Origin of the sequence: Pontimicrobium sp. SW4 (assembly GCF_039954625.1) — a bacterium.
GTDB lineage: Bacteria > Bacteroidota > Bacteroidia > Flavobacteriales > Flavobacteriaceae > Pontimicrobium.
In genome coordinates this window covers 22127-48221 of sequence record NZ_CP157199.1, presented here as the reverse complement: position 1 = coordinate 48221, position 26095 = coordinate 22127, and the positions used below count along the sequence as shown (strand labels likewise).

Genomic DNA, 26095 nt, shown 5'->3' with positions numbered 1-26095 from the left:
CTCATCTACATGAAATTGTAGTACAAATATACAAAATTTACATTAATAGCGTTATTATTGTAAATTGCAGCAGAATTCTAAATTACTATGAAAAAACTCATACTCAGTCTACTATTTCCTTTACTATTAGTCTCTTGTAGCAAGAGTGATATTAATAATCGTAACTGTAGGTTTCTACTTAATATAGGTGTTAATACAAGTATAAACTTAAACTTACCACAGTATAGTTCTTTACAGTTTGTAAGCAATTCTGTTTTTGTTCCTAATGTTGGTAATGGTGGTCTCATTGTTACAAATTCTGGTACTGGTTTTTTAGCTTGGGATGCTAGCGACCCAAACCATACACCAAGTTCGTGTTCGAAACTAGAAGTAAATGGGTTGGAAGGCACTTGCGGCTGTAGTGATGCAAATGTTTATAGTTTGATTACAGGACAACCGCTAAGTGATCCTAATTTAAACTGTGGGTTAAAAGCATACAGAGTAGAACAAAGCGGAAATGACTTAATTATAAATAATTAAAAACCTCTACAATATTTGTAGAGGTTTTTATAACTTCAAAAAGCTACTTATTTAAAACTTTAACGTAACTCCAACCAAGAAATTTGTTGTAGCTTGAGGATAATAGCCTTGTTCTTCGATAGAAGTTGGTCCACTCCATGTATTTAAATACGTATAACCTCTATCGACATATTCTTTATTGAAAAGATTATTTACTAATGCTTTAAACGCAATCGACTTAAAAATACTATTAACTTTTAGTTCGTACATCGCATTAAAATCACTCACAAAATATCCATCAATTTTCGACGCATCAGTATCTGTATTACTTAAATACTGTGAACTTACGTATTTACCTAGTAGAGCTAATTGCAAGTTTTGATTAGGCGTGTAAGTAATGGAATTCCCAGATACAAAATTTGGAGAAAAAGCTATATTTGTCTTTCCGAAGTTGGCTAAAGTACCATCTCTATCTATTACTAACTCGTCAATCTTATTTTCGCTTAAAGCAAAGTTTGAATTAAGCATCCATTTTTTTGAAATATTTAAACTAGCATCAACTTCTAATCCTAATCTATAACTATTATCTATATTTTCTCGCAAATATTCACCAACATTATCTATAGCTCCAGTAAGCACTAGTTGATTTTTATAATCCATATAATAAATATTGGTATTTAAGCTTAACTTATCATTAATAAATCGCCATCCAAATTCAAAATCGTTTAAACTTTCATGCTTCACTTTAGCTGCATTACTTTCAAAATCATTCCTATTAGGTTCTTTATTCGCTTTTCCATATGATGCGTACAAACTATTATTGTTATTAATTTTATACGTTAATCCAACTTTAGGATTAAAAAAGCTATAGGACTCATCAACATCAATAGGTATTCTGTTAGATGTTAAGCCTACAGTTTTATAATTTACAAATCGTCCTTGTAAGTCTACAAATGCTTTTAATTTATTTGACACTCTAAAACTAGTTTTAGAAAATATACTCCAATCAGTTTTATCGGATGCACTAAAATAATATTGGTCTCTAATACTTGTAGTAGGAGCTAAATCGCTTCCCCAAATTAACTCGCCATAATGGTCATTTTTATAGGTGTTTACAGATGCTCCAGAAATGATTTCTGTTCCATTTTCTTTATAGGTTACTGTTCCATTTACTACATAAAAATGATTGTCTAACCAACGACGCACAATAACATCACTACCATCATTAATTAAATTGTTATAATCTGCAGCGTCTCTATTGTCTTTAAACTGCTCAAAATAACCTTCTCCTCTAGTATAATTTAGCCCAAGGTTTGTTGTCCATTGATTATTCAATTTTTCATTCCAATGTAATTGATAATGGTTTTGCCAATAATTATCTGTTTCATTGTCATATGTGTATGGGTTTTGTCTTCTATCTTCTTCTAGCTGATCTGCAGACAAGCCATACCATGCTTGGTAGGTTTGCTCTTTTCCCCCAAAGGTTAATGCTTTTATTAATGTACTTTCATCAACATAGCTCCCTTGTAAATAATAAGACTTTAAATCACTAAACGCTCTATCTACATAACCATCAGAATAAATTTTAGATAACCTACCAGCAAATTCAAAATGCTCATTAATCTTTCCTGTAGTAAATTTTACTGTATGCTTTCGAGTTCCGAACGATCCAAATGAGTTTGAAATTTCTCCTCCAGCTTCATTAGAAATTGCATCTGTTAAAATGTTTAAGCTTCCTCCAAAAGCTCCTGATCCATTTGTAGAGGTTCCTACTCCTCTTTGCAATTGCAAATTTTGAGTTGAAGATGCAAAATCTCCTAGATTTACCCAAAATGTTCCTTGGCTTTCACTATCGTTATAAGGAATCCCGTTTATTGTTACATTAATACGAGTTGCATCCGAACCTCGTACGCGAAGATACGTATACCCTATACCTGCTCCAGCATCAGATGAAGTGATTACTGAGGGCAAATAATTTAAAAGAGCAGGAATATCTTGTCCTAGATTACGTTTTTCTAATGCTTTTTTATCAATATTAGAATGCGTGATTGGTGAAGTAGCTTCAACACGAACAGCTTTTACTAAAACCTCATCAAGTTTCTGAACTTTAGTTGTGTCTTGTACTTTTGTAGACTCTTGTGCTTTTGCACTGACTGATAACACTAATAGTGTTAAAAAAAGAAATAAATTTTTCATATCGATTAAATAAAATTATAATCGAATAAAAAGAGGTAATTATTCTTTTGTTGTTAAAATTTGTTTATGCCATTACGAGAAATTTTTACTCAGCGTAATCTATTTCTTTTTTTTCAGATTGCTTCAGTATAAAATACTTCGCAATGACGTTTCTAATTTATTTTCCTAAACAGCATTACCTGTTCTAGGTTCAATGGGTATGATCTCAGCCACTTATTGGCACCCCTTTATGAGAACGCTGCAAATATAACTATGAATTGGGAATTATGAATGACTATTTTTAGAAAAAATTATTCAATATTTGGTTTTTTTCTACTTGCCTTTTTTTCAGACTGTTTACTTTTGTTTAATAAACGTTTTTTTATAACTGCTTTAGGTGTTTTGCTTGGAATACGTTTTTTTTGCTTCTTAAGTCCTTCTTCTATTAGCTCAAAAAACTTAGTAATTACTAATTGTTTATTTTTAAATTGACTCCTAGTTTCAGAGCATTGGAGTATTAACACACCTTCCTTACTTAACTTTTTATTTAAAAATTCTTTTAGTTTTTCCTTTTCTTCTTCGGTTAAGCTAGATGAATCTTCTAAATTAAAGTATAACTCAACCTTAGTAGCTACCTTATTTACATTTTGACCACCACTTCCTGAGCTTCTTACAGCTTTAAAATTAAGTTCAGATATGAGTTGTTCTTTTTCCAACTTACTTAATTTGGTGCGGTGCTTTTAAAAGATCGTTAACCGTTTTAACAGGATTAAAAGTTATTAGCGGTACTTCCACAAAAATGGTATTCCAATACGCCATACTTCCATTCCATAATCCTGGTAATTCCAGCGCTTTTAAATCTTTACCAGTTTTAGTTTTCATGGTAATAAAAGCAGTATTATGGTTAATAAATCTTGTTAAGTCAAAGATTTCTCCTTTGTAATTCCTTATACTACACACTAAATCTACTGGATTAAAATGTGTAGCATTTTTAAGAATGTCATGTTGTTTAGGATTGTTTTTATCTATTTGAGCAGATTCAACAATTTGTAATGAAATAGTTCCAGAAGCATCTTTAACCCAAAAAGGACCTCCTCCTGGTTCGCCTTCATTTTTTACCATCCCACAAACGCGAATAGGTCTATGTAATTTACTTTTTAAATAGACCTTCTTTTCGTGAAAGCTTAGATTATTAAAACTAGAATCTAATATAACATTCATTTTTGTTGCTAAAAAATTAGCTATTTCAACAAGTTTCTCATTTGAAACTTCATAATTTAAAGCTTCTTCATATTCAAATGCTTTTTCTTGTATTTTTAGAATTACACCTGCAAGCATTTTTTTATATTTTGCAACCTCGCTTCTATATTTATTGACAACTACATTATCAATATTTTTAATAAAAATAATATCTGCATCAATCTCATTCAAGTTTTCAATTAAGGCTCCATGACCAGAAGGTCTAAACACTAATGCTCCATTATCATCTCTAAATGGCTCATTTTTTGGTGTTACTGCAATAGTATCGGTAGCATGCTTTTGATACGAGAACGAAATATTGAATCTCGTTTGGGTTTTATCCTCAACATCTTCTTCAATAAATTTAAACTCTTCGTCAAACTTATGTTTATGCTTTTCAGAAATAGTAAAATGTAAGCTTGCTTCATTGCTAGATGATGCATATTCGGCTGCTTCAAATAAATGTTCTTCAAAAGCTGTTGAAAAATGCTCTTTATAACGATGAAAAGGAAGTAATCCTTTTGGAAAAAACGAATAGTTTAATTGGTTTTCATCTAACATTGTTTTTACAAACAATAGTCGTTGTTCGTCATAAGAAAGGTCGTTATAGTCTACATAAGTTTTATGAATTCTTGTGACAACTTCTTCAAAAAAAGGAAGCTTTTCTAAGCCCACAAAAAACACCGATAGTTCTTTGACTTTGTTTTTGTTTATATACGAATTAATACTCTCCTTTTTAGGGTTAAATTCTTTTAAAAAAGTAAAAAGTGTTTTAAACATTCTTGTAGCTGCACCAGAAGCTGGGACAAATTTCACAATAGAAATTGAATCTCGTCTAGCATCAAATAGGTTGATTAATTCTTCTGCTTCTGTTTCATTAAAAGACAGTATTCCATTATCAATAGTGGCTGCACTTTGAAGGTTAATAAATGGTACTCCTTTTTTAAAAAGTGCTATTTGTGATATTACTTTGTCTACCGTTAATCCTTTTTCTTCTATTTGCTTTATGTCGTTTTGAGTGAAATTCAATGTCTTTCTTCAATTAATTTATTAATATGCTTTACTGCTTCGTCTAGCCGTTCTTTTTTATTTCCTTTAAGCAACACATAAGGTCTATTATGCTTTTTTAACGCGTCTTCAAAGGCTTTAAACATGCGCTCACGTTCATTTGGTTTATCGCGCAAATCGTCTGCTTCCCATGGCACATCAATATAAGTTAAAAAGTATAAATCGTAAGTGTTTTCAATAGCATATTTATCTAAAATTGGATCACACGTTCCAGAATAATAAGCTTCAGAATATACTTTGGTTTCTAATAAATCGGTATCACAAATTAAAACGGAATCTGTTTTTTTAGCAAGTTCATTCTCCATTTTCATTTGTCCAATAGCAATTGGCACCAAGTCTTTAGGTTCGCAAGTTCGTCGTTCGTTATTCCAAACATCTTGTAAATATTCACGTGCATATTCAGGAACCCAAACTGAGTTATAATATCTAGCCAAATGCCTGGACAAAGTTGTTTTTCCTGTAGATTCTGGACCAAACAACACTACTTTTATGCAGTTTGCTGGTTTTTGTTTAAGTGCTTTTTCCATGCTAAACATCCAAATATTGCAATAATTGTAAATCCTAAATATTGAAAACTAGTAAATGTAAATCCTTTATAAAAATACAAAGGCACGGATATAATATCTCCAATTATCCAAAAAATCCAATTCTCAATTTTTCTTCTTGCCATCAACCACATACCAACAAAAAATATAGCAGTAGTTATTGTATCGGCATAAGCAACCCAATCTGTCCACTTATCAAAAGTCTTGTAAACTATATAAACGAACACAAGCGTTGCTATAAAAATAAACCCACTAATTCTTTTTTCTTTTATAGTTGTTTTAGAGATTGGAGTAACATGGAATTCATCTACTTTTCTTGTCCATATATACCATCCATAAACACTCATAATGAAGTAATATGCATTAATCATCATATCTCCTAACAAGCCCCATTTCAATAATAAATACACAAAAATACTCGTACTTATCATTCCAGTTGGGAACACCCAAATTTTATTCTGTTTTGAGTACCATACAGACAAGAATCCAAAAATCACAGCTATAATCTCTAAAACTATATCAATAGTTTCTGATTTAGAATATTGCTCAAAAAGAAAATCAAAAATTTGGTTCATAATCACTTCTATTTGTTTTTACCAATTTTATAGTTAAAACTGAAATATCAACATTTTCTAACGAACGCTTAATCTCTCTATTTAAAAAAGGCATTAACTTATCGTAATCCCCAAATATTTGTGTACTTAACGGATTTTCTAAAACTTTAAATTCTGAATTTCGAAGTGCTTTTATAAAATCTATAACGTGTTTTTCGTAATCGTCCTGTAAAGGAGATAATGTTAGGTCTACTGATATTTCCATTTATTATTTTTTTAATTCTTCAAAAAACGTTTCATCTTCTTCAAAAGCGGTTCCAATAACTACGATGTCTGCTCCAGCTTGAAACGTATTGTTTAATTGTTCATTACTCCTAATGCCTCCACCAACAATAAGCGGAATTTTCAACTCTTGTTTTACTGAAGAAATTATACTTGAATTAATGGGATGTAACGCACCACTTCCTGCTTCTAAATATATGAGCTTCATTCCTAGTAACTCTGCAGCTTTCGCAGTATCTACAATCTCTTGAATATTATTTCTTGACATTGGAATCGTTTTAGTCACTTTTTGGACCGAAGTTTCTTTACCATTTTCAATTAGTATATATCCCGTTGGAATCACTTCAAGATTCGTTTGACGTAATTTTGAAACAGCTTCTACTTGCTTTCCTATTAAATACTCAGGATTTCTTCCAGAGATTAACGATAAAAACAATATAGCATCCGCAGCTTCAGTAATTTGATTAATGTCTCCTGGAAACAATACAACTGGTAACTTGGTCTGTTTTTTTACTTCTGAAACAAAAGATGTAATTACACTATCTTCGACTGTACTCCCTCCAACAAAAATATGTGTTGCCATAGAAGCATTTAATTTCAACATAAAGCTAGGTAAGGCTTCAAGCTTTATGTTATCAGGATCAATTAAAACCACTAATAATTTTTCCTTCTTGGAAATAGAAACAAGTATGTCTTGGTATATGTTCTTCATTTAAGCAATAACATAAGCACAAGTAAAGCCATCAAATTCTAAAAAATCCGTTTCGTATCTGTACTTCTTATTATTAAAATCAATCCAAGCAACAGTATTTCCATCTTTAACCATAAATGGGATTACTAAAAAATGATCTTTGAAAACCATTCCAGGCGTTGCAAATAATTTGTATAGAGATTCTTTTATGCACCAAATAATGGTCAATTCGTTTATATAGGTGTCTGATTCCTTTTTTAAATAATTGAATTCGTAACCAATAAATTTAGGTGCAATGCGAGCAATTTTATCTCGTTGCATTTCTATATCAATTCCAACTTCATTATCACTAATAATTACCCCACAGTACAAAAACGAATGCGTAATAGAAATACACTTTCCGTCTTTTAAATGAGGTTTACCAGTTTTGTCATAAAATAAATCTTGGTCTGTGTATCCTAAGTCTCTTAATATATGTCTTACGCTTAAAAACCCACGCTGATGCCATTCACTTTTCATTCCTAAAACACGCTCTAAACTATTATGTTTTAGGTCTAATGGCTCTATTAACTCATCATACGATTCGGTAATCTTCCAGATTTTAACAGTAGTTTGTGAGTTTGGAGTAAAGGTTTTGTAAAGAGGCATTTATTTTCTGAAAGTTAATAGTTATCTTTGCAGCGTCTAAGGCGCATTTGGCATTTTAACAAAGCGAATTTAACTATTTTTAAGTTCCAAACCCAAAGTTGTAGCCTTTAAAACAAATAGAAAAATATACTTATATGAGCACAAAAACAATTCCTTACGTAGCTAACAAAGTTAAAGATATGTCGCTTGCGGCTTGGGGAAGAAAAGAAATTGAATTAGCTGAAGCTGAAATGCCAGGATTAATGAGTCTTCGTGAAGAATACAAAAATTCTCAACCTTTAAAAGGCGCACGTATTGCTGGATGTTTACACATGACCATTCAAACAGCAGTGTTGATTGAAACATTACAAGCATTAGGAGCCGAAGTAACTTGGAGTTCTTGTAATATTTTTTCAACTCAAGATCAAGCTGCTGCTGCAATCGCTGCTGCTGGAACTGCTGTATATGCATGGAAAGATATGACCGAAGAAGAGTTTGATTGGTGTATCGAACAAACTTTGTTTTTTGGTGAAGACCGTAAACCATTAAACATGATTTTAGATGATGGTGGCGATTTAACAAATATGGTATTGGATAAATACCCAGAATTAGCTGCTGGAATTAATGGATTATCTGAAGAAACTACAACGGGTGTTCACAGGTTATACGAGCGTGTAAAAAACGGAACGTTAACAATGCCAGCAATAAACGTTAACGATTCGGTAACTAAATCTAAATTCGATAATAAATATGGTTGTAAAGAAAGTGCTGTAGATGCTATTCGTCGTGCAACCGATATCATGCTTGCTGGAAAACGAGTAACTGTATGTGGGTATGGTGATGTTGGTAAAGGTACAGCTGCTTCTTTTAAAGGTGCAGGAAGTATTGTAACTGTTACCGAAATAGACCCAATTTGTGCTTTACAAGCTGCTATGGATGGTTTTGAAGTAAAGAAACTTGAAACAGTTATTGGAAATACTGACATTGTTATTACTACTACTGGAAATAAAGATATTGTACAAAGCCAACACTTTGAAGCCTTAAAAGACAAAGCGATTGTTTGTAATATTGGTCACTTTGATAACGAAATTGATATGGCTTGGTTAAATAAAAATTATGGCCATACAAAAAATACTATTAAGCCTCAAGTAGACAAATACACCGTAAATGGTAAAGATATTATCATTTTAGCTGAAGGCCGTTTAGTTAACTTAGGTTGCGCAACAGGTCATCCAAGTTTTGTAATGAGTAATTCATTTACAAACCAAACCTTAGCTCAAATTGAATTGTGGAACAACAAGGAGGCCTATGGAAATGATGTATACATGTTGCCAAAAGCTTTAGATGAAAAAGTAGCCAAATTACATTTGGCAAAAATTGGTGTAGAGCTTACAGAACTTCGCGAAGAACAAGCAAGCTATATTGGTGTTACTGTTGAAGGCCCATATAAGCCTGAACATTATAGATATTAGATCTTTATGGTTATGCTGAACTTGTTTCAGCATCTCGTTATAATTATAATCCTTGCAGAAATGTGAGGTTTTTTTTGTTTATTACAATGGCTTGAAATTATAAACTGATAAGAACATCTCTTTTCTGTTATTGATGCCATTACTTTATCACTAAAGAAAAATTCAATCTACCTTATAAACTAAAAATCACACTATATCCCTATAATGTGGCTTTCCTTTTTATAATTATGGCACGAAGTTATAAACTTCGCGCAGCTAGTGAAAAGTTCAACAGAAATGTTGGACTTTTTTTGTTTAAAAAATCTTACCTTTAAATATAAAATAAAGGAGTGCGTTTTTTAATTTATAAATTAATATAATTATTGAGAATTATTATCTGGTTACTCAATTATGTGAATAAAAAGGCTAATTATATGACATGTAAAGTTTATTTAACTAGTGTTATTTTTTTGTTTTTGTGTACAACAGGAATCACTCAAACATTTGAGTTTGGTCAAGTATCAATGGCAGAATTAAAAATGGAAGAAGATTCCTTGTTTCCACAAGCTGACGCCATTGTTTTAGACCGTTATGTATATGCTAAAGTTGGACAATCAATAGAGGTATACGAGAAAATAAAAATTCTTACCAAAGAAGGTTTAAGCTATGCTACTATAGATATACCATACTATAATGCTTTTGGAATAAAAGGCAATACATTTAATCTTGTAAAAGGATTAATACAAAAGGATGAACTAACTAAAGAAATGATTTTTACGGATAAAATAAAGAATAGTGATAGAGTTTTGACAGACAAAAAAGTAGCTTTTCCTAATGTTAGGGTAGGGAGCGTAATAGAGATTTATTATGTAACCTCAACAGGTTCTACCGCAGACATTAATTTGCAGTATTCTATACCAATTAAAAAAATTAATGTTGAAATTTTTAACGCCTCAGGTTCGACCTATCGTTTTGTTCAAAACCCAAGAGCATATTTAAAAGTAACCCGAAAGGAAACAAAGAAAAAAGTATTTATTAGTTCTGTTAATGTGCCTCCATTAGAATATGAAAGTTTTGTTTATGATATCGAATTGTATAGAGCAAAATTATTCATGAAAAGATTAGGTTATGTTGCTTTATTTGATGAGTGGAAAGATATTCCAAGACTTTTGTTTAAAGAAGATGAATTTAAATATGAAATTAGACCTAAAGGAATTTTTAAAGATGAAGTTTCTAAATTAATTGAAGATACTCATGAACCATTAGAGCGAGTTAAGTTAATCTATAGTTATTTGAAAGATAATATAGTATGGAATGGGGATTTTGGTATATATCCAGATAATGGAACAAAATCAACGTTTAAACAAAAAAAGGGAGATGTTTCAGATATAAACATGTTATTTGTTTCCATGTTACGAAGTATAGATATAGAATCGTATCCAATTTTGGCTTCTAGTAAAATGAATGGTATTCATTTAACAGCTAGTAGAGAAGCTTTTAATTATACTTTAACAGGGGTAAAAATATCGAATAAATGGTATGTATTAGATGCTGCTAACCCTAAAGCCACTTTTGATTATATTCCTAGTTATATGATTAATTGGAGGGGAATGATTTTAAAAGATCAAGACAATTTTGAATGGATTGACCTAAGTTCTACTAAAACTTCTCAAAATAATATAATAGCAAATATTCAACTAAGTGAAGATTTTGTTTTATCAGGAACTATTAAGGAACGTAAAACAGGGTATTTTGGTATTGATATAAGGGACCAAATTAAGGACACGAATATTGAAAAAGACAGTCTTTTAGGAATTAACAAAGCGAGATTAGAGCTTAGAAATATAGACTTTAGTTTAGTTGAGAATTCAGAGAATGTAGATGTTTCCTATGATTTTTATTTTGAAGATGCTATAGAAGAAATTGCAGATCAGTTGTATTTATCACCGTTATTTTTTCTTTCAACTTCAGAAAACCCTTTTAAGAAATCAACTAGAAAATATCCTATAGATTTTGGATATCCTTTTGCAAGTCAATATAATATTACTATTAAAATCCCCAAAGGTTATGAGCCAATATCTATTCCTAAACCGATTCAAGTAGCTATGCCTAATAACTATGGGACTTATTTTTACCGTATTTCAAGACAAGGAGGCAATTTGCAGGTGATAGTGAAATTTAAAGTCAATGAACCTATTATCCATATTGAGTATTATGAAGAGCTCAAGGAGTTTTTTAAGCTGAGAATAAATAAAGAAAATGAAAAAGTTATTTTAGGTAAAGTAAACTAATATGTTATATATAATAGTTAATCACCCCCAGAAGTAGACTCATAAATGAGCTTCTAAATATTTTTAGCTTTTAGAAAAACATATTGTTCTTCGACTTAACCTTTTGATGTGTGTTCTTAGTGTTAGATTCATGCGTTCAATCTTGTTTGTACAATATTGAACGTGTTTATGAATTTCCTTTGGGATCATACTTGGGTAAATATTTAATCCATCAGTATAAATTCTTTGGGTTGCAGTAATAATACCTTATTAATTATTGGATAGATACGTTCTTTTGAACGCGTAGTTGTAATTACAAAATCTATAACTTGTTTTGTTTTTCTCTCTATAGCATAAGCAAGCCAATTTTGAGAGTTGCCATTTGCAATTTTTATAAACATCTCATTAACTTCAAACTTACACCCAAGTTTATTAAAATATGGAATCTTGATTTGTTTACTAATTTTCAACATTCTTGACAAAACTGTTCCACAAGAAATACTTAACATTCTTGAAATACTTCTAACACCACAACCTTCTTTAAGTAATTGTTTTAGCAACGAATTGATACTACTACCGTAAGCTTTATATGTATAGTCATTTTGAAAATAACGCTCACAATCTTTACAATAAAATCGTTGCGTATTATTTCTTTTTCCTTTTTTAATCGTGTTGATCTGCCCGCAATATTTACAATTCATTTTGTAAATATAATCTTAAGTTCCAATTTGAAACACGATAGGATTTTTATCCCCTATTTTATAACGTATAATAGATGTTCATAATTTCAAATAACAAGAATAGGTTTCGAAAACGAAACCTATTCTTCTTTTAATCCATTGGTTTTCAATAATTACAACCTAATAATTGACTTAGGTGCCAATTTGGAACATTACCGTTTTTCAGTGTTTTAATTTCTATTTTTAAGCTATATCCTATTTTGGGACATTACCCGAACTGACGGAACATAAAAAACCCTCTCTGTTTCCAGAAAGGGTTTATATATTTTAAAAGAAAACTTATGTCTTAAGCCTCAAAAGGCTCAACAGAAACATAAGACTTATTGTCTTTTTTCTTTGTAAATTTTACAAGTCCATCAACTTTAGCATGTAAAGTATGATCTTTTCCTTGGTATACATTTTCACCTGGGTGATGTGTATTTCCTCTTTGTCTAATGATAATGTTTCCAGCTATTGCAGCTTGGCCACCAAATATCTTAACACCTAAGCGTTTCGATTCTGATTCTCTACCATTCTTCGAACTTCCGACTCCTTTTTTATGTGCCATTTTATTTCGATTTTAGATTATTAAAATTAACTTAAAGCAGCAATTAAATCGGCTTTCTTCATTCCAGAAATACCTGTAACTCCTTTTGCTTTAGCCATCTCTTTTAATTCAGCAACAGTCATATTACTTAAATCTTGAGTAGCTTCTACTTTTTTAGCAGCTGGTTTTGCTTCTGCCTTTGGAGCAGCAGCCTTAGGTTCTGCTTTTTTAACTTCTTTTTTTACTGGAGCAACTTTTTCAGCTTTAGCTGGTTTTGCTCCTGAAGCAACAATTCCTTCAATTAAGATTTCAGTTAAAGATTGTCTGTGTCCGTTTTTCTTACGGTAACCTTTACGTCTTTTCTTCTTGAAAACTATTACTTTATCACCTTTAAGGTGCTTTAAGACTTTTGCACTTACTTGTGCTCCGCCTATAGCTGGGGCGCCTACAGTTACTTTGTCACCATCGCTTAACAAAAGTACGTTGTCGAAAGAAACTTTCTTACCTTCTTCTGTTTGTAAACGATGAACAAAGACTTTTTGGTCTTTTTCAACTTTAAATTGTTGCCCTGCTATCTCTACAATTGCGTACATAGCGTAACGTTTATATTAATTAATTTTGTTCAAAAATGAGTGCAAATATACTGCTAATTAATTAATCTGCAAACGTTTTTAAAACATTTAATATGCTAAACATATAAAGTCTAATATCGTTTATTGGCTAAGTAAATACCTAGTAAAATTAAAATGGTTGCTAAGCCTTGTAAAACACTAAAGCTTTCACCATCTAAAATTCCCCACATTAAAGCAATTAAAGGCATTGAATAGGTAACTGAAGATGCAAAAACTGGTGTTGCCATTTGCACTAATTTGTTGAACAACACTTTGGCTAAAGCAGTTCCAAAAGCCGAAAGAATAACGATATAAAGCATTGACATAGCAAAATCGTCATTACTAAAATCTGCTTTTTCAAAAAAGTCGGTTGATAATAATACTATTATTGCTGGAATTATTATCGCAGTAAAATTTCCAACTGCAATTGTAATGGCTTTTACATCTTGCAAATGTTTCTTTATAATATTGACATTTATACCGTACATAACAGACGAAATTACCACAAGTCCAGCGTATAAATAATTTTGGTCTGGGTTCAAGTCTGCACCTTTAATAATCAACAAAGCAGTTCCAACAAACCCAATAATTACTCCCATTATTTGTCGTTTAGATGAAGCTATTTTAAAAATGACAAAACCAAGCAAAATAGTATTTAAAGGAGTTAGGGAGTTTAAAATAGAGGCTACTGCACTATCAATTTCAGTTTCTGCATAAGCAAACAAAAACACAGGAAAAAATGTACCTAGGAGCCCTGAAATAATTAACCATTTCCATTGAATTTTGGTAATGTTTTTAATAGTGTGAAATCCGAAAATGAAAATGAAAAATCCAGAAAAAATGATTCTCAACGCACCTAATTGTAAAGGTGTAAGACCTATTAAACTTTTTTTAATAAGTATAAAGGAACTTCCCCAAATTAGAGAAAGAATTATAAGATAAAGCCATTTTTTGTTTCCTGGATGCATTAATCTATAAATTGTCTAAAAACCATCAATTTAAATGCAAATAACAGCAATTATTAGTAATTTTGTAGTCAATCTAATATTTAAAACCTATGAAGACATTAAAAAATATTTTAGCGGTTGTTATGGCAATGACTTTAATAGTTTCTTGTAAAAATGAAACAAGCCCGGAAATAAAGATAATAAATACTGATGTAGCTGTAAAAACTGAAAAAGTATTAAATCTTGATGCAAATTTTGTAAAAACTGAATTCACTATTGATGGTATGACTTGTGAAATTGGTTGTGCAAAACTTATCGAAAAAAACATCAATAAAATGGATGGTGTAAAATCTGCTAAAGTAGATTTTAACAATAAACTAGCTATGGTAGAATATGATGAAGCCATGGTTAACCATACATCGTTAGAAGAAACTGTAATAAAATCGGCTGACATTTACAAAGTAAGTGAAATGAAAACTGTAAAGGAGTTCTCTGCTAAAAAAAACAAAGAATGTGACGAGAATTGTACAATGGCTTGTTGTAAAGATAAAACTGAAGTTGAGAAAAAAGACTGTGCTGAAGATTGCAAAAAAGCATGTTGCGCCGAAAAGAAAGTGAAAGCTTAGTTCTTTAATTTATAATAAAAGAGGCTGTCTTAAAACAACTAATAAGCGTCATTCTGAATTTATTTCAGAATCGTATTATTTTGATTATTAAACTTGATGAGAACCTGAAACAAGTTCAGGTTGACAAAAAATTACTTTTAAGACAACCTCTTTTATTTCTATTTATTCATTAAATCTTCAATTTCGTCGGCATCAATTGGAATGTTTTTCATAAGATTAATTGGCTCTCCTTTTTCCTGAATTACAACATCATCCTCTAATCTAATTCCCATACTTTCTTCTTGAATATATATTCCAGGTTCCACAGTAAATACCATATTCGCTTTCATTGGTGTTTTTAATTCGCCATAATCATGAGTATCTAATCCCATGTGATGCGAGGTCCCATGCATAAAGTATTTTTTATACGCTGGCCATTTAGGATCTTCGTTTCGCACATCGGCTTTATCTATTAATCCCAAACCTAACAATTCCGAGGTCATTATTTTCCCAACCTCAATATGGTAATCTGCCCAAATTGCTCCAGGGACCAACATTTTAGTAGCTTCATTTTTTACACGATGTACTGCATTGTACACTGCAAGTTGTCTATCTGTAAATCGCCCATTTACTGGAATTGTTCGTGTCATATCACTAGAATAGTTAGCATACTCTGCACCAACATCCATCAATAACATATCGCCATCTTTACAAGCTTGATTATTTTCAATATAATGCAACACACATGCGTTGAATCCAGAACCAATTATTGGTGTGTAAGCAAAACCTTTAGATCTATTTCTAAGAAATTCATGCATAAATTCTGCTTCAATTTCGTATTCCATTACGCCAGGTTTTACAAAATTAAGTATGCGTCTAAATCCCTTTTCGGTAATATTGCAAGCCGTTTGCAAAAGATCTATTTCTTCAGGTTCTTTTACGCCACGAATATTCTGCATTATAGGAAAACTCTTTGCCCAATTATGTGCTGGAAACTTGTCTTTGACTGTTTTTACAAAACGTGCTTCACGTGATTCTAATTCAACCGCTTGACGATAATGTTCGTTTGTATTAAAATAAATGGTTTCAGCTTCAGTCATTAAATCAAAAAACACTTTATCAAAATCACTTAGCCAATACACTGTTTCTACTCCAGAAGTTTGTATTGCCTGTTCTTTAGTAAGTTTTGCACCTTCCCAAATAGCTATATGGTCGTTAGTTTCTCTTACAAAAAGTACTTCACGATGTGCCTTGTCCATGGCATCTGGAAATAAAAGTAAAATACTTTCTTCTTGGTCAACACCACTTAAATAAAAAATATCGCTATGTTGCTCAAAAGGCATGGTGCTATCTGCTCCTGTTGTAAAAATATCGTTGGAATTAAACACAGCAATTGCTTTGGGTTTCATTTGAGCTACAAATTTTGCTCTGTTTTTTATAAAAAGTTTGTTGGATATTGGATGGTATTTCATGAGTTTATCTATTAAAAAAACAAATGTAAACAAATAAAAAAGCATCCAAAAAGGATGCTTCATATTTATATCTTTACAATACTATTATTTCATTGCTTTTTTTATTACTCCCACAATGGCTAATAAAATTCCACCACCAACACCTCCACTTCCAATGCTGCCTAATATACCACTTAAGTCCATTTCTCCTCCTCCATCACCAATACCTAACATTCCTAAAACTTGACCTCCTAATCCTCCTCCAAGGATACCAACTACTGAATTCCAAAGTGTTCCTAGTGAGAAATTTTTCATTAAAGAGCCTGCTAAGTTTCCACCTACTGCTCCACTTATTAATTGAATAATTAACGGTAAATAATCTTCCATTTTATTAAAATTTATGGGTTAATGTTGTTTCAATTTAATAAAAAAATCTAACATGCTATTTTTTAGTGATTTTATTACTATTTAAAATTTATATTTCTTGTTCATTTGTCTCAATTTAAGTAATTTCAACTTTCTTTTTAACCAACCAAAAATAAACACTATTCGAAATGAAAAAATTAGGAATTCTTTTAATAATTGCTTTCATCACCTTTTCTTGTGCTAAGGAAGAAAAAGCACTGAGCAACGCTGAATTATTTGCAAAAATAGACACTGAAATTAAAGCAAATTCTCAAGCATATAAAGATTTGAAAGTTGCTTCGGAAACTATCGGTCATCGACTCACAGGTTCGGAAAATGGTGCAAAAGCTGAAACATTTGCTTACAATAAATTCAAAGAATATGGTTTTGATGATGTGATCTATCAGCCTTTTGCTGTTGAAGCATGGTCTCGTGGTGATGTATCATTACAAATCGATGAAAACGACACCAAGGTTGTTACCTTAGGACACTCTCCTGTTGAAGCTAAAGTTACTGGAAACATTGTCGATATGGGGAATGGACTTGAAGCCGATTATGCTGCAAATCCTGACGCTGTTAAAGGCAAAATAGCCTTAATGTACATTGGGATTCTTCCTGATAGTGGAGAAGGACTAACCAATCTTCACAGAAGTGAGAAATCTGCCATCGCCATAAAATATGGTGCCATAGGAATCATCATCATTAATCAAGTAGATAATGGTGTATTGTTAACAGGAACCGCATCTGTTACTGGTGCTTTATTGCCAATTCCTGCTGTATGCATTGGAAAAGAAGATGGTATGGCATTAAAAGAAAAATTAAAAACCTCTTCTTCAACCGCAACCATTAGTATGACTAATAACAGTAGTATGATAAACGCTAGAAATGTCGTTGCTACTTTAAAAGGAAGTGAGATTCTAGAAGAAGAAATTGTTATTGGAGGTCATTTAGATTCTTGGGATTTAGCGACAGGAGCGATAGATAATGGTATTGGCTCGTTTGCAGTCATAGATATTGCTCGCGCATTTCAAGCTAATAACTTAAAGCCAAAACGCACAGTAAAATTCGTGATGTTTATGGGTGAAGAACAAGGCTTATTTGGCTCTCGTCACATGGTTGCAGAAGCTGTAAAAGAGGGAGGTATTGACAATATTAAATACATGATGAATTTGGACATGGCTGGAAACCCTGTTGGGATGAATGCTGGCGGACAATTAAACGATGAGAATTTCTTTACGGAACTGGGCGCAACGATACAGCAACAAGACAGTATCTTTAAAAATACATTTTCAAACAGGTCTGGACTGCATAGCGACCACCAGCCATTTATGTTGGAAGGTGTGCCAATTCTTTCGGTTCATAGTAATTTAGACCGTTCTATTTATGGGTGTTATCATTCTGATTGTGATGATTTTGATTTAGTAAACGAAGAACATATTACCAATACAGCTCGTTTTGGAACGATGATACTTTATGGGCTTGCTAATGCCGAAACATTGCCAGCAACAAAAATGGACAGCGAAACCACTAAAGAGTTTATGATTAAAAATAATCTAAAAGAAAAATTAATAATAGGTGGTGATTGGAAATGGGAAGAATAACTCTTTTCTTTTATTCTCGTTGTTTCTGAAATCCAGGATACAAGGTTTTAAGTTCAGTTTCAGGCATTGAAATCATATTTACATCTAAAGTAATTGTAGTAAGAGGCTCATTAATCGAGTCTCTTTCTACATTAACAATAGTATCAACAACATCCATACCTTTAATAACTTTACCAAAAATCATATAGTCTCCATCCAAACGATGCAAGCCTTCTTTATTATGAACAATATAAAACTGGCAACGTGCCGATAGTTTTTCAGCATTACCATCACGTCCAGCACCAAAAGCTCCATAGGTATGTGTTAATGAATCTACGAATTCTGGTTCTAGCAAATATTCTGGATCATTAAATCCTTCAGGCGTATCTGGACACCCTCCTTGCGCTACAAAATTTGGAATCACTCTATTAAAAGATAAAGTGTCCCAATAACCATTGTTTGCTAGCTCAATAAAACTAGCTTTATGGTTAGGCGTTTCATCATACAACCAAACTAATATCTCACCTTTGGGTGTTTTTATTTGACCTATGTCGTATTTTTTTTCAGTTGTACACGAAACAACGAAAAAGATTATTAAAAGGGTCGTTAAATTTTTCATCTTGGTTAGTTTAAGTTAAAAATACTAAATAAAGTATAATGTTAAAAATAGATTTTTTTCACAATAAGCATTTGACCGTTTATGAAGTTTTAAGTATTTTCATCACTTCTTAAAACAACCAACCAAAATGAAAAATTTCAAACTATTACTACTTCTAAATCTTGCATTCATTCTTTCTATTAATGCGCAAGAATCTATTGTGAAAAACGTACCCTTCACCAATATTGGACCAACAATTATGAGTGGTCGGATTGTTGACTTTGATGTGAACCCAAACAATCCCATCGAGTTTTACGCAGCTTATGCATCAGGAGGATTGTGGTACACCAATAATAATGGTACTTCATTTACTCCTGTTGCCGACAATGCACCAACGCAAAACATGGGAGATATTGCTGTAGATTGGAACAGTGGTACTATTTGGATAGGCACTGGAGAAAGTAATTCTTCGCGTTCATCCTATTCAGGAATTGGTATTTTAAAAAGTACTGATAAAGGTAAAACATGGACAAATGTAGGCTTACCAAACTCACAACATATTGGTAGAATAGTGATTAACCCAAATAATCCTGATGACGTTACTGTAGCTGCAGTCGGTAATTTATATACATCAAGTTCAGATAGAGGCATTTACAAAACTACTGATGGTGGAAAAACTTGGAAAAACGTATTATTTATAAACGATGGTACTGGAGCTATTGATTTAAGTTTGTCTCCAACAAATCCTAATGTCATGTTTGCTGCTATGTGGGAGCGAGAAAGAAAAGCATGGGACTTTGACGGTGATGGTGAAAATTCAGGCATCTATAAAAGTACCGATGGTGGAAACACTTGGACAAATATGACGCCTGAAGGTAGCGGTTTCCCAACTGGAACTGGCATTGGACGTATTGGAGTATCTGTATTTAATGACAATGTTATTTATGCGTTATTAGATAATCAATTTAGACGTCCATCTGGAGAACCTAGAACGTCTCAAGGGTTACAAAAAGACGATTTTAAAATCATGGGTACAGCCGATTTCTTAAAATTGGATGATAAAAGTTTAAATAGTTATTTACGCAATAATCGTTTCCCAAGTAAATATAGTGCTGAAAGTGTCAAATCATCTATAAAAGATGGAAGAGTAAAACCAAGTGATTTAGCATTATATCTTGAAAATGCTAATTCAGCGTTATTCAATTCTCCAGTAATTGGCGCCGAAGTCTATAAATCTACCGATGGTGGAAAAACATGGAAAAAAACGCACGATGGGTATATAGATGGTCTTTATAGCTCGTATGGGTATTATTTTGGTGTGATTGCCGTAAACCCTTCAAACGAAAGTAAAATTTACATTTTAGGTGTTCCATTATTAAAATCAGATGATGGTGGAAAAACATTCGTTTCTATTGGAAAAGAAAACGTGCATAGCGATCATCAAGCTATTTGGGTAAATCCTAGAATGGAGGGTCATGTTATTAACGGAAACGATGGAGGTGTAAATATTACATATGATGATGGTGAAAACTGGACAAAAAACAACTCGCCAGCTGTTGGCCAATTCTATTATATAAATGTTGACAACCAAAAACCATACAACGTTTATGGTGGCTTACAAGATAACGGTGTTTGGTTTGGGTCAAGTACTTATAGAGCTTCAAAACGTTGGGAAGGTAATGGAAACTATCCATATAAAAGCATTGGTGGTGGCGATGGTATGCAAGTTCAAATAGACAGCAGAGACAATAATATTGTTTATTCTGGATCTCAATTTGGATTTTACTCACGTCAAAACCTAGAAACTGGAGAACGTATTAGTATTAACCCTAAACATGAATTAGGAGATTCCCCATATCGCTACAATTGGCAAACACCTATTTTATTATCTCCTCATAATCAAGATATTTTGTACATGGGCTCAAATAAATTACTACGCTCTTTAGATCAAGGCGAAACATTTGAGGTGATTTCAGATGATTTAACCACTGGCGGAAAAAAAGGGAATGTCCCTTATGGAACACTTACCACAATTTCTGAAAGCCCTTTTAAATTTGGAATGATTTACACTGGAAGTGACGATGGATATATTAACTTAACTACCAATGGTGGTGATTCATGGACAAGAATATCTAATAATTTACCACAAGGTCTTTGGGTGTCTAGAGTGATAGCCTCACAACACAAACAAGAACGTGTGTATGCAACTTTAAACGGTTATAGAAACGATGACTTTAAAGTCTATGCTTATGTAAGTGAAGATATGGGGAAAACTTGGAAATCTATTACTAATGGAATATCGAATGCTCCTGTAAATGTTATTAAAGAAGATACTAAAGACGAAAATATTCTATACCTAGGGACTGATAATGGTGTATATGTATCCTTCGATAGAGGAAATAGTTGGCACGAATTTTCTAATGGCTTAACCAAAGCTGCAGTACACGATTTAGTGGTGCATCCAGAGGCAAATGATTTGGTAGTTGGTACTCATGGACGCTCTATTTATAAAGCAGATATTTCAGACTTGCAAAAACATAGTACTATTGGCAATAAGGCCATTGCTGTTTTTAAACCCTCTCCTGTGCAAATGCCTAGATTTAGAGGAAGATCGTTCGAGCCTTCAGCAACAATATCATTTTATTCTAAAGCAAAAGCCACTCAAGGCATTAATATTTTATCTAAAGGTGGATCCTTGCTAAACTCCATAAAAGTAAATGCAGATAAAGGCTTTAATTATGCCGATTATGATTTAACTATTACAAGTGGAGGAAGAAAAGACTTAATGAAAGAAGACAGTAAGCTAAGCATTCCTAAAGCACAAAACGGAAAATATTATTTACCTAAAGGGACTTACACTATAGAAATTGGTAGCCAAAAAACGACTTTAGAAATTAAATAATTCCTGTTTAATATTATCAACAAAGAGCTAGATGCAATAATAAATTGAAATCTAGCTCTTTTTGTTTTACATCTTATTATTTCTTCTTTTTTATCATTTTTTAACAATGATTGACACTTCTTTTGCACTTTATTAACACTCCTCCATTTAAATCAAGTTAGTTTTACCTATTAAATAATTAAACCTTGAAATTTCTATTTTGGAATACTATTTGTGTCCTAAAATTGACTATGCTAACTTAAACCATCAATCAATGTCAAAATCCTTAATAGCACTAATCGCTATGTGCTTAACCTTTTCTTTTCAATCAAATTCACAAGAAACAGCAAATGAAGATTTAAAAATATACTTAGATTGTAGGTTTTGTGATAATAACTTTCTAAAACAAAATTTAGGAAATGTTCAATTTGTTCGCGATCAAGCTCAAGGTGATGTGCATTTGTTTTTCCTTGCACAGGGTACAGGAAGTGGAGGTAGACGTTATGATGTAGATTTTATTGGAAAAAATAATTTTGAATCTATAAACTATAAATTATCATTTACAACTGACTCCAATATGACTGGAGACGATGTTAGAAAACGCATTCTTGAATATATTAAATTAGGATTAGTACGGTTTTGGATAGAAAAAGGTACATTAAATGGTATTTCTGTATCTGCACCGACTCCAGAAATTGAAAGAGAACTTAATAAAGTTGTAGTAGAAGATCCTTGGAATTATTGGTTTTTTAGAGTTGGTGCAAATGGTTGGTTTAATGGCCAAGAAACTAGTAATTCAAGCAACTTAAATTTCAATGTATCTGCTAGACGTGTAACTGAAAAAAACAAATTTTTTATGCGTGTTGGTTTTAACGAACGGAAATCAACATTTACATATGATGGGAATGATATAGTTTCAATAAATAGTGGAAAATCACTAGATATAAATGATGTGTTAAGCATTAACGATCACTGGTCTTATGGTGCTTTTGGTGGAATTGGCACATCAACATATAACAATTTTGATTTATATTGGAATTTAAAACCAGCATTAGAATATAACTTTTTCAAATATGAAGATTCAGCAAAAAAACAATTAATTCTTAATTATAGTAATGGTGTAAGATATAACGATTATATTGAACGATCTGTGTATGCCAAAGACGCTGAATATTTATGGGAACATTCTATCATGTTTGGTGGAAGTATAAGACAAGAATGGGGAGATCTTAACGGCAGAATATCGTTTGATCAATATTTACACGATTCAACTCTAAATGCTTTGAACTTTAATTTTAGAACAAATGTAAGACTATTCAAAGGTTTTAATTTTAATGTTGGAGGCAATTATAGTATTACTAGAAATCAAATTAACATACCTGCAGGAGATGTCTCATTAGAAGAATTATTATTACAACAACAGCAGCTTGAATCTGGTTATAATTTTTCATTTAACATTGGTTTTAATTATTCATTTGGGTCGATTTACAACTCTATTGTCAACCCAAGATTTAATCTCTAAATTAAAACCATTCTAAATAACAAAAACATGACGAATGTTTTTGTTAGAACCTTTGCCCTGAAGTATTTTTGTAGCAACTTATAAACTACAATACATTATGAGTGGATTTTTTAAATCTTCGATTGGAAGAAAAGTAGCTATGGCTTTGTCTGCTTTCTTCTTAATGTTTTTCTTAATAATACATTTAGCTGTTAACATCACTTCACTTTTTAGTGTTGAACTTTTCAATCAGCTTTCACACTTTATGGGAACCAATCCTCTAATACAATTGGCATTGCAGCCTGTATTAATTTTTGGGGTTATTTTTCATTTCGTTATGGGCTTTATTTTAGAGCTAAAAAACAGAAAAGCGATTGGCGTAAAGTATGCCAAAAATAATGGTGCAGCTAACTCTACCTGGATTAGTAGAAACATGATTTACAGTGGGCTTGTTATTTTGGCTTTTTTAGTATTACACTTCATAGATTTTTGGTTTCCAGAAATGAAAGTAAAGTATCTTGAAGGAGACATGACAGGTATGATTGCTGTAACACAAGAGTTTAGATATTTTGATGAGCTACAGCATAAATTTTTAAGCCCAGCCAGAGTTGGTGCTTATGTGTTAGCCTTTATATTTCTAGCTTTACACTTATTACATGGGTTCACCTCGGCATTTCAATCAATGGGTTCTACTGCAGGACGTAAAAAAGCATTACAAACCTTTGGGAAAATATATGCGTATGTAATTCCACTAGGATTTATAATCATTGCTGTTTGGCATCATTTTAATCACCTGTAACATTTTATAACTATGAGTGTTTTAAATTCAAAAGTACCTAAGGGTCCAATTAAAGATAAGTGGACAACTTATAAAGATAAAATAGATTTAGTAAATCCTGCTAACAAGCGTCATATAGACATTATTGTTGTTGGTACTGGTTTAGCTGGAGGTTCTGCTGCTGCAACATTAGCAGAATTAGGCTATAACGTAAAGGCATTTTGCTATCAAGATTCTCCAAGACGTGCGCACTCTATTGCTGCACAAGGCGGAATTAACGCAGCCAAAAACTATCAAGGTGATGGTGATTCAACATATAGATTGTTTTATGATACTGTAAAAGGTGGCGATTATCGCTCACGTGAAGCCAATGTATATCGTTTAGCTGAAGTATCAGCAAACATAATTGACCAATGTGTTGCGCAAGGTGTGCCTTTTGCACGTGATTATGGTGGATTGTTAGATAACCGTTCGTTTGGTGGTGTTTTAGTTTCTAGAACATTTTACGCTAAAGGGCAAACTGGGCAACAATTATTGCTTGGGGCTTATTCGGCAATGAATAGACAAATTGCTCGTGGAAAAATTCAAATGTACAACCGTCACGAAATGTTAGACGTTGTAAAAGTGGATGGAAAAGCTCGTGGAATTATTGCACGCGATTTAATTACTGGAAAAATAGAACGTCATTCAGCACATGCAGTAGTCATTGCATCTGGAGGTTATGGAAATGTGTATTTTTTATCAACCAATGCCATGGGAAGTAATGCCACAGCTGCTTGGAAAATCCATAAAAAAGGAGCTTTTTTTGCAAACCCTTGTTATACACAAATTCACCCAACCTGTATTCCGCGTTCAGGAGATTATCAGTCTAAACTAACGTTGATGTCTGAATCACTGCGTAATGATGGACGTATTTGGGTCCCAAAAAATATGGACGATGTCATGGCAATTCGAGAAGGTCGTAAAAAACCAACCGATTTGTCTGAAGATGAAAGAGATTATTACTTAGAGCGGCGTTATCCAGCTTTCGGTAATTTAGTACCACGCGATGTAGCTTCGAGAGCAGCTAAAGAACGTTGTGATGCTGGTTATGGTGTAAATGCCACTGGAGAAGCTGTGTATTTAGATTTTGCATCAGCTATTGAGCGTTATGGGAAAGAACAAGCTAAACTTAATCACATTGAGAACCCTACCGATGCTAAAATATACGAATTAGGTCAGGCAATTGTTGAAGCTAAATACGGAAACTTATTCCAAATGTATGAGAAAATTGTTGATGAGAATCCATACAAAACACCAATGATGATTTATCCTGCGACTCATTATACTATGGGAGGCATTTGGGTAGATTACAACTTAATGACCACTGTTGATGGGTTGTATTGTATTGGTGAAGCCAACTTCTCTGATCATGGGGCAAACAGACTTGGTGCTTCAGCATTAATGCAAGGATTAGCTGATGGTTATTTTGTACTACCTTATACTATTGGAGATTATTTGTCTGATGATATTAGAACAGGACCTATTTCTACAGAAACAAAAGAATTTGTGGATGCTGAAAAAGAAGTAACAGATAGAATTAACTTCTTTATGAATAACAACGGAACAAAATCTGTTGACCACTTCCATAAAAGACTTGGAAAAGTAATGTGGGACAAAGTTGGGATGGCTCGTAACGAAAAAGGGTTAAAAGAGGCTATGGCTGAAATTAAAGCTATTAGAGAAGAATTCTGGAAAGACGTAAAAGTTCCTGGAAGTGCTAACGAGATGAATCCAGAATTAGAAAAAGCTGGTCGTGTTGCAGATTTTCTTGAGCTAGGTGAGTTATTTGCTAAAGATGCTTTAGTAAGAAACGAATCTTGTGGTGGACACTTTAGAGAAGAATCTGTTGAATTAGATGGGGAACAAAAAGGTGAAGCGAAACGTAACGATAAAGATTTTGCGTTTGTATCTGCTTGGGAGTATAAAGGAGAACCTGCTGATGCAGTTTTACATAAAGAAGAATTAGAGTTTAAAGATATTGAACTAAAACAACGTAGTTATAAGTAATTTAGTCATTAGGCAATAGCCAA

24 protein-coding genes and 1 riboswitch are annotated in these 26095 nt (G+C 32.4%); of the genes, 9 read left to right on the top strand and 15 right to left on the bottom strand.

The features are described from left to right. Window positions 1-87: 87 nt before the first annotated feature. Complete coding sequence (locus ABGB03_RS00220; RefSeq protein WP_347923802.1) at window positions 88-519, top strand: hypothetical protein; 432 nt, start codon at window positions 88-90, stop codon at window positions 517-519. Between the two features lie 51 nt (window positions 520-570). On the opposite strand, the gene ABGB03_RS00215 is transcribed toward ABGB03_RS00220, so the two are convergent. The 8 genes from ABGB03_RS00215 to ABGB03_RS00180 all read right to left on the bottom strand — a co-directional run bounded on the left by ABGB03_RS00215 (window position 571) and on the right by ABGB03_RS00180 (window position 7700). Next, a complete protein-coding gene (locus ABGB03_RS00215) occupies window positions 571-2694 on the bottom strand; it encodes a TonB-dependent receptor (protein WP_347923801.1) in 2124 nt (707 codons plus the stop codon). Window positions 2695-2838: 144 nt separating this feature from the next. Then, window positions 2839-2931: riboswitch (TPP riboswitch) on the bottom strand. A 53-nt stretch (window positions 2932-2984) separates the two neighbouring features. Then, complete coding sequence (gene arfB, locus ABGB03_RS00210; protein ID WP_347923799.1) at window positions 2985-3389, bottom strand: alternative ribosome rescue aminoacyl-tRNA hydrolase ArfB; 405 nt, start codon at window positions 3387-3389, stop codon at window positions 2985-2987. Window position 3390: 1 nt separating this feature from the next. Beyond that, window positions 3391-4941, bottom strand: coding sequence for a DUF4301 family protein (locus tag ABGB03_RS00205; RefSeq protein WP_347923798.1), 1551 nt, complete (start codon window positions 4939-4941; stop codon window positions 3391-3393). Continuing rightward, complete coding sequence (locus ABGB03_RS00200) at window positions 4938-5507, bottom strand: ATP-binding protein (protein WP_347923796.1); 570 nt, start codon at window positions 5505-5507, stop codon at window positions 4938-4940. The genes ABGB03_RS00205 and ABGB03_RS00200 overlap by 4 nt, the downstream gene beginning before the upstream one ends. After that, window positions 5468-6100, bottom strand: coding sequence for a nicotinamide riboside transporter PnuC (pnuC, locus tag ABGB03_RS00195; protein ID WP_347923794.1), 633 nt, complete (start codon window positions 6098-6100; stop codon window positions 5468-5470). The genes ABGB03_RS00200 and pnuC overlap by 40 nt, the downstream gene beginning before the upstream one ends. Continuing rightward, window positions 6084-6344 carry a hypothetical protein gene (locus tag ABGB03_RS00190; protein ID WP_347923792.1) on the bottom strand — a complete coding sequence of 87 codons (261 nt, stop codon included), beginning with the start codon at window positions 6342-6344 and terminating at the stop codon, window positions 6084-6086. Before ABGB03_RS00190 ends, pnuC begins: the two co-directional genes overlap by 17 nt. Window positions 6345-6347: 3 nt before the next feature. Next, window positions 6348-7073: a geranylgeranylglyceryl/heptaprenylglyceryl phosphate synthase gene (locus ABGB03_RS00185; protein ID WP_347923791.1), complete on the bottom strand. Its 726-nt coding sequence runs from the start codon at window positions 7071-7073 to the stop codon at window positions 6348-6350. Then, a complete protein-coding gene (locus ABGB03_RS00180) occupies window positions 7074-7700 on the bottom strand; it encodes a 4'-phosphopantetheinyl transferase superfamily protein (protein WP_347923790.1) in 627 nt (208 codons plus the stop codon). A 134-nt stretch (window positions 7701-7834) separates the two neighbouring features. Between ABGB03_RS00180 and ahcY the strand changes: the two genes are divergently transcribed. After that, the gene (ahcY, locus tag ABGB03_RS00175; protein WP_347923788.1) at window positions 7835-9151 is read left to right on the top strand and encodes an adenosylhomocysteinase; all 1317 of its coding nucleotides are present in this window, start codon (window positions 7835-7837) and stop codon (window positions 9149-9151) included. Window positions 9152-9564: 413 nt separating this feature from the next. After that, window positions 9565-11421 carry a transglutaminase domain-containing protein gene (locus ABGB03_RS00170; protein ID WP_347923787.1) on the top strand — a complete coding sequence of 619 codons (1857 nt, stop codon included), beginning with the start codon at window positions 9565-9567 and terminating at the stop codon, window positions 11419-11421. Window positions 11422-11624: 203 nt separating this feature from the next. On the opposite strand, the gene ABGB03_RS00165 is transcribed toward ABGB03_RS00170, so the two are convergent. The 4 genes from ABGB03_RS00165 to ABGB03_RS00150 all read right to left on the bottom strand — a co-directional run bounded on the left by ABGB03_RS00165 (window position 11625) and on the right by ABGB03_RS00150 (window position 14245). Then, the gene (locus ABGB03_RS00165; RefSeq protein ID WP_347923785.1) at window positions 11625-12101 is read right to left on the bottom strand and encodes a hypothetical protein; all 477 of its coding nucleotides are present in this window, start codon (window positions 12099-12101) and stop codon (window positions 11625-11627) included. 325 nt (window positions 12102-12426) lie between these two features. After that, the gene (gene rpmA / locus ABGB03_RS00160; protein WP_347923783.1) at window positions 12427-12687 is read right to left on the bottom strand and encodes a 50S ribosomal protein L27; all 261 of its coding nucleotides are present in this window, start codon (window positions 12685-12687) and stop codon (window positions 12427-12429) included. A gap of 26 nt (window positions 12688-12713) precedes the next feature. Beyond that, window positions 12714-13259: a 50S ribosomal protein L21 gene (rplU, locus tag ABGB03_RS00155; protein WP_347923781.1), complete on the bottom strand. Its 546-nt coding sequence runs from the start codon at window positions 13257-13259 to the stop codon at window positions 12714-12716. 110 nt (window positions 13260-13369) lie between these two features. After that, entirely contained in the window at window positions 13370-14245 is an 876-nt protein-coding gene (locus ABGB03_RS00150) for a DMT family transporter (RefSeq protein WP_347923779.1), read from the bottom strand. Window positions 14246-14334: 89 nt separating this feature from the next. Here ABGB03_RS00150 and ABGB03_RS00145 point away from each other — a divergent pair, with 89 nt between their 5' ends. After that, entirely contained in the window at window positions 14335-14850 is a 516-nt protein-coding gene (locus ABGB03_RS00145) for a heavy metal-associated domain-containing protein (RefSeq protein ID WP_347923777.1), read from the top strand. 158 nt (window positions 14851-15008) lie between these two features. On the opposite strand, the gene ABGB03_RS00140 is transcribed toward ABGB03_RS00145, so the two are convergent. Further along, entirely contained in the window at window positions 15009-16301 is a 1293-nt protein-coding gene (locus ABGB03_RS00140; protein ID WP_347926428.1) for an aminopeptidase P family protein, read from the bottom strand. A gap of 84 nt (window positions 16302-16385) precedes the next feature. Further along, on the bottom strand, window positions 16386-16667 hold the full coding sequence (locus ABGB03_RS00135; RefSeq protein ID WP_347923775.1) for a hypothetical protein: 282 nt from the start codon (window positions 16665-16667) through the stop codon (window positions 16386-16388). 167 nt (window positions 16668-16834) lie between these two features. Between ABGB03_RS00135 and ABGB03_RS00130 the strand changes: the two genes are divergently transcribed. Beyond that, a complete protein-coding gene (locus tag ABGB03_RS00130; RefSeq protein WP_347923773.1) occupies window positions 16835-18286 on the top strand; it encodes a M20/M25/M40 family metallo-hydrolase in 1452 nt (483 codons plus the stop codon). A 10-nt stretch (window positions 18287-18296) separates the two neighbouring features. Here ABGB03_RS00130 and ABGB03_RS00125 read toward each other — a convergent pair whose 3' ends face one another. Continuing rightward, window positions 18297-18884 (bottom strand): peptidylprolyl isomerase, encoded by a 588-nt coding sequence (locus ABGB03_RS00125; protein WP_347923771.1) that lies wholly within the window; start codon window positions 18882-18884, stop codon window positions 18297-18299. 127 nt (window positions 18885-19011) lie between these two features. On the opposite strand from ABGB03_RS00125, the gene ABGB03_RS00120 reads away from it, so the two are divergent. From ABGB03_RS00120 to ABGB03_RS00105, 4 genes are all read left to right on the top strand, one after another. After that, entirely contained in the window at window positions 19012-21765 is a 2754-nt protein-coding gene (locus tag ABGB03_RS00120) for a glycosyl hydrolase (protein WP_347923770.1), read from the top strand. 253 nt (window positions 21766-22018) lie between these two features. Further along, window positions 22019-23266 (top strand): hypothetical protein, encoded by a 1248-nt coding sequence (locus ABGB03_RS00115; protein WP_347923763.1) that lies wholly within the window; start codon window positions 22019-22021, stop codon window positions 23264-23266. A gap of 97 nt (window positions 23267-23363) precedes the next feature. Beyond that, window positions 23364-24044, top strand: coding sequence for a succinate dehydrogenase cytochrome b subunit (locus ABGB03_RS00110; RefSeq protein WP_347923761.1), 681 nt, complete (start codon window positions 23364-23366; stop codon window positions 24042-24044). A 12-nt stretch (window positions 24045-24056) separates the two neighbouring features. Further along, window positions 24057-26072 carry a fumarate reductase/succinate dehydrogenase flavoprotein subunit gene (locus tag ABGB03_RS00105; protein ID WP_347923759.1) on the top strand — a complete coding sequence of 672 codons (2016 nt, stop codon included), beginning with the start codon at window positions 24057-24059 and terminating at the stop codon, window positions 26070-26072. Window positions 26073-26095 lie beyond the last annotated feature (23 nt).

Coding starts and splice junctions, on each gene's coding strand:
- ABGB03_RS00105 (WP_347923759.1), top strand. CDS start 24,057: ATGAGTGTTTTAAATTCAAAAGTACCTAAGGGTCCAATTAAAGATAAG.
- ABGB03_RS00220 (WP_347923802.1), top strand. CDS start 88: ATGAAAAAACTCATACTCAGTCTACTATTTCCTTTACTATTAGTCTCT.
- ABGB03_RS00180 (WP_347923790.1), bottom strand. CDS start 7,700: ATGCCTCTTTACAAAACCTTTACTCCAAACTCACAAACTACTGTTAAA.
- rpmA (WP_347923783.1), bottom strand. CDS start 12,687: ATGGCACATAAAAAAGGAGTCGGAAGTTCGAAGAATGGTAGAGAATCA.
- ABGB03_RS00120 (WP_347923770.1), top strand. CDS start 19,012: ATGAAAAATTTCAAACTATTACTACTTCTAAATCTTGCATTCATTCTT.
- ABGB03_RS00185 (WP_347923791.1), bottom strand. CDS start 7,073: ATGAAGAACATATACCAAGACATACTTGTTTCTATTTCCAAGAAGGAA.
- ABGB03_RS00140 (WP_347926428.1), bottom strand. CDS start 16,301: ATGAAATACCATCCAATATCCAACAAACTTTTTATAAAAAACAGAGCA.
- ABGB03_RS00115 (WP_347923763.1), top strand. CDS start 22,019: ATGTCAAAATCCTTAATAGCACTAATCGCTATGTGCTTAACCTTTTCT.
- ABGB03_RS00125 (WP_347923771.1), bottom strand. CDS start 18,884: ATGAAAAATTTAACGACCCTTTTAATAATCTTTTTCGTTGTTTCGTGT.
- ABGB03_RS00215 (WP_347923801.1), bottom strand. CDS start 2,694: ATGAAAAATTTATTTCTTTTTTTAACACTATTAGTGTTATCAGTCAGT.
- rplU (WP_347923781.1), bottom strand. CDS start 13,259: ATGTACGCAATTGTAGAGATAGCAGGGCAACAATTTAAAGTTGAAAAA.
- ABGB03_RS00165 (WP_347923785.1), bottom strand. CDS start 12,101: ATGAATTGTAAATATTGCGGGCAGATCAACACGATTAAAAAAGGAAAA.
- ABGB03_RS00145 (WP_347923777.1), top strand. CDS start 14,335: ATGAAGACATTAAAAAATATTTTAGCGGTTGTTATGGCAATGACTTTA.
- ahcY (WP_347923788.1), top strand. CDS start 7,835: ATGAGCACAAAAACAATTCCTTACGTAGCTAACAAAGTTAAAGATATG.
- ABGB03_RS00110 (WP_347923761.1), top strand. CDS start 23,364: ATGAGTGGATTTTTTAAATCTTCGATTGGAAGAAAAGTAGCTATGGCT.
- ABGB03_RS00150 (WP_347923779.1), bottom strand. CDS start 14,245: ATGCATCCAGGAAACAAAAAATGGCTTTATCTTATAATTCTTTCTCTA.
- ABGB03_RS00135 (WP_347923775.1), bottom strand. CDS start 16,667: ATGGAAGATTATTTACCGTTAATTATTCAATTAATAAGTGGAGCAGTA.
- pnuC (WP_347923794.1), bottom strand. CDS start 6,100: ATGAACCAAATTTTTGATTTTCTTTTTGAGCAATATTCTAAATCAGAA.
- ABGB03_RS00200 (WP_347923796.1), bottom strand. CDS start 5,507: ATGGAAAAAGCACTTAAACAAAAACCAGCAAACTGCATAAAAGTAGTG.
- ABGB03_RS00170 (WP_347923787.1), top strand. CDS start 9,565: ATGACATGTAAAGTTTATTTAACTAGTGTTATTTTTTTGTTTTTGTGT.
- ABGB03_RS00190 (WP_347923792.1), bottom strand. CDS start 6,344: ATGGAAATATCAGTAGACCTAACATTATCTCCTTTACAGGACGATTAC.
- ABGB03_RS00130 (WP_347923773.1), top strand. CDS start 16,835: ATGAAAAAATTAGGAATTCTTTTAATAATTGCTTTCATCACCTTTTCT.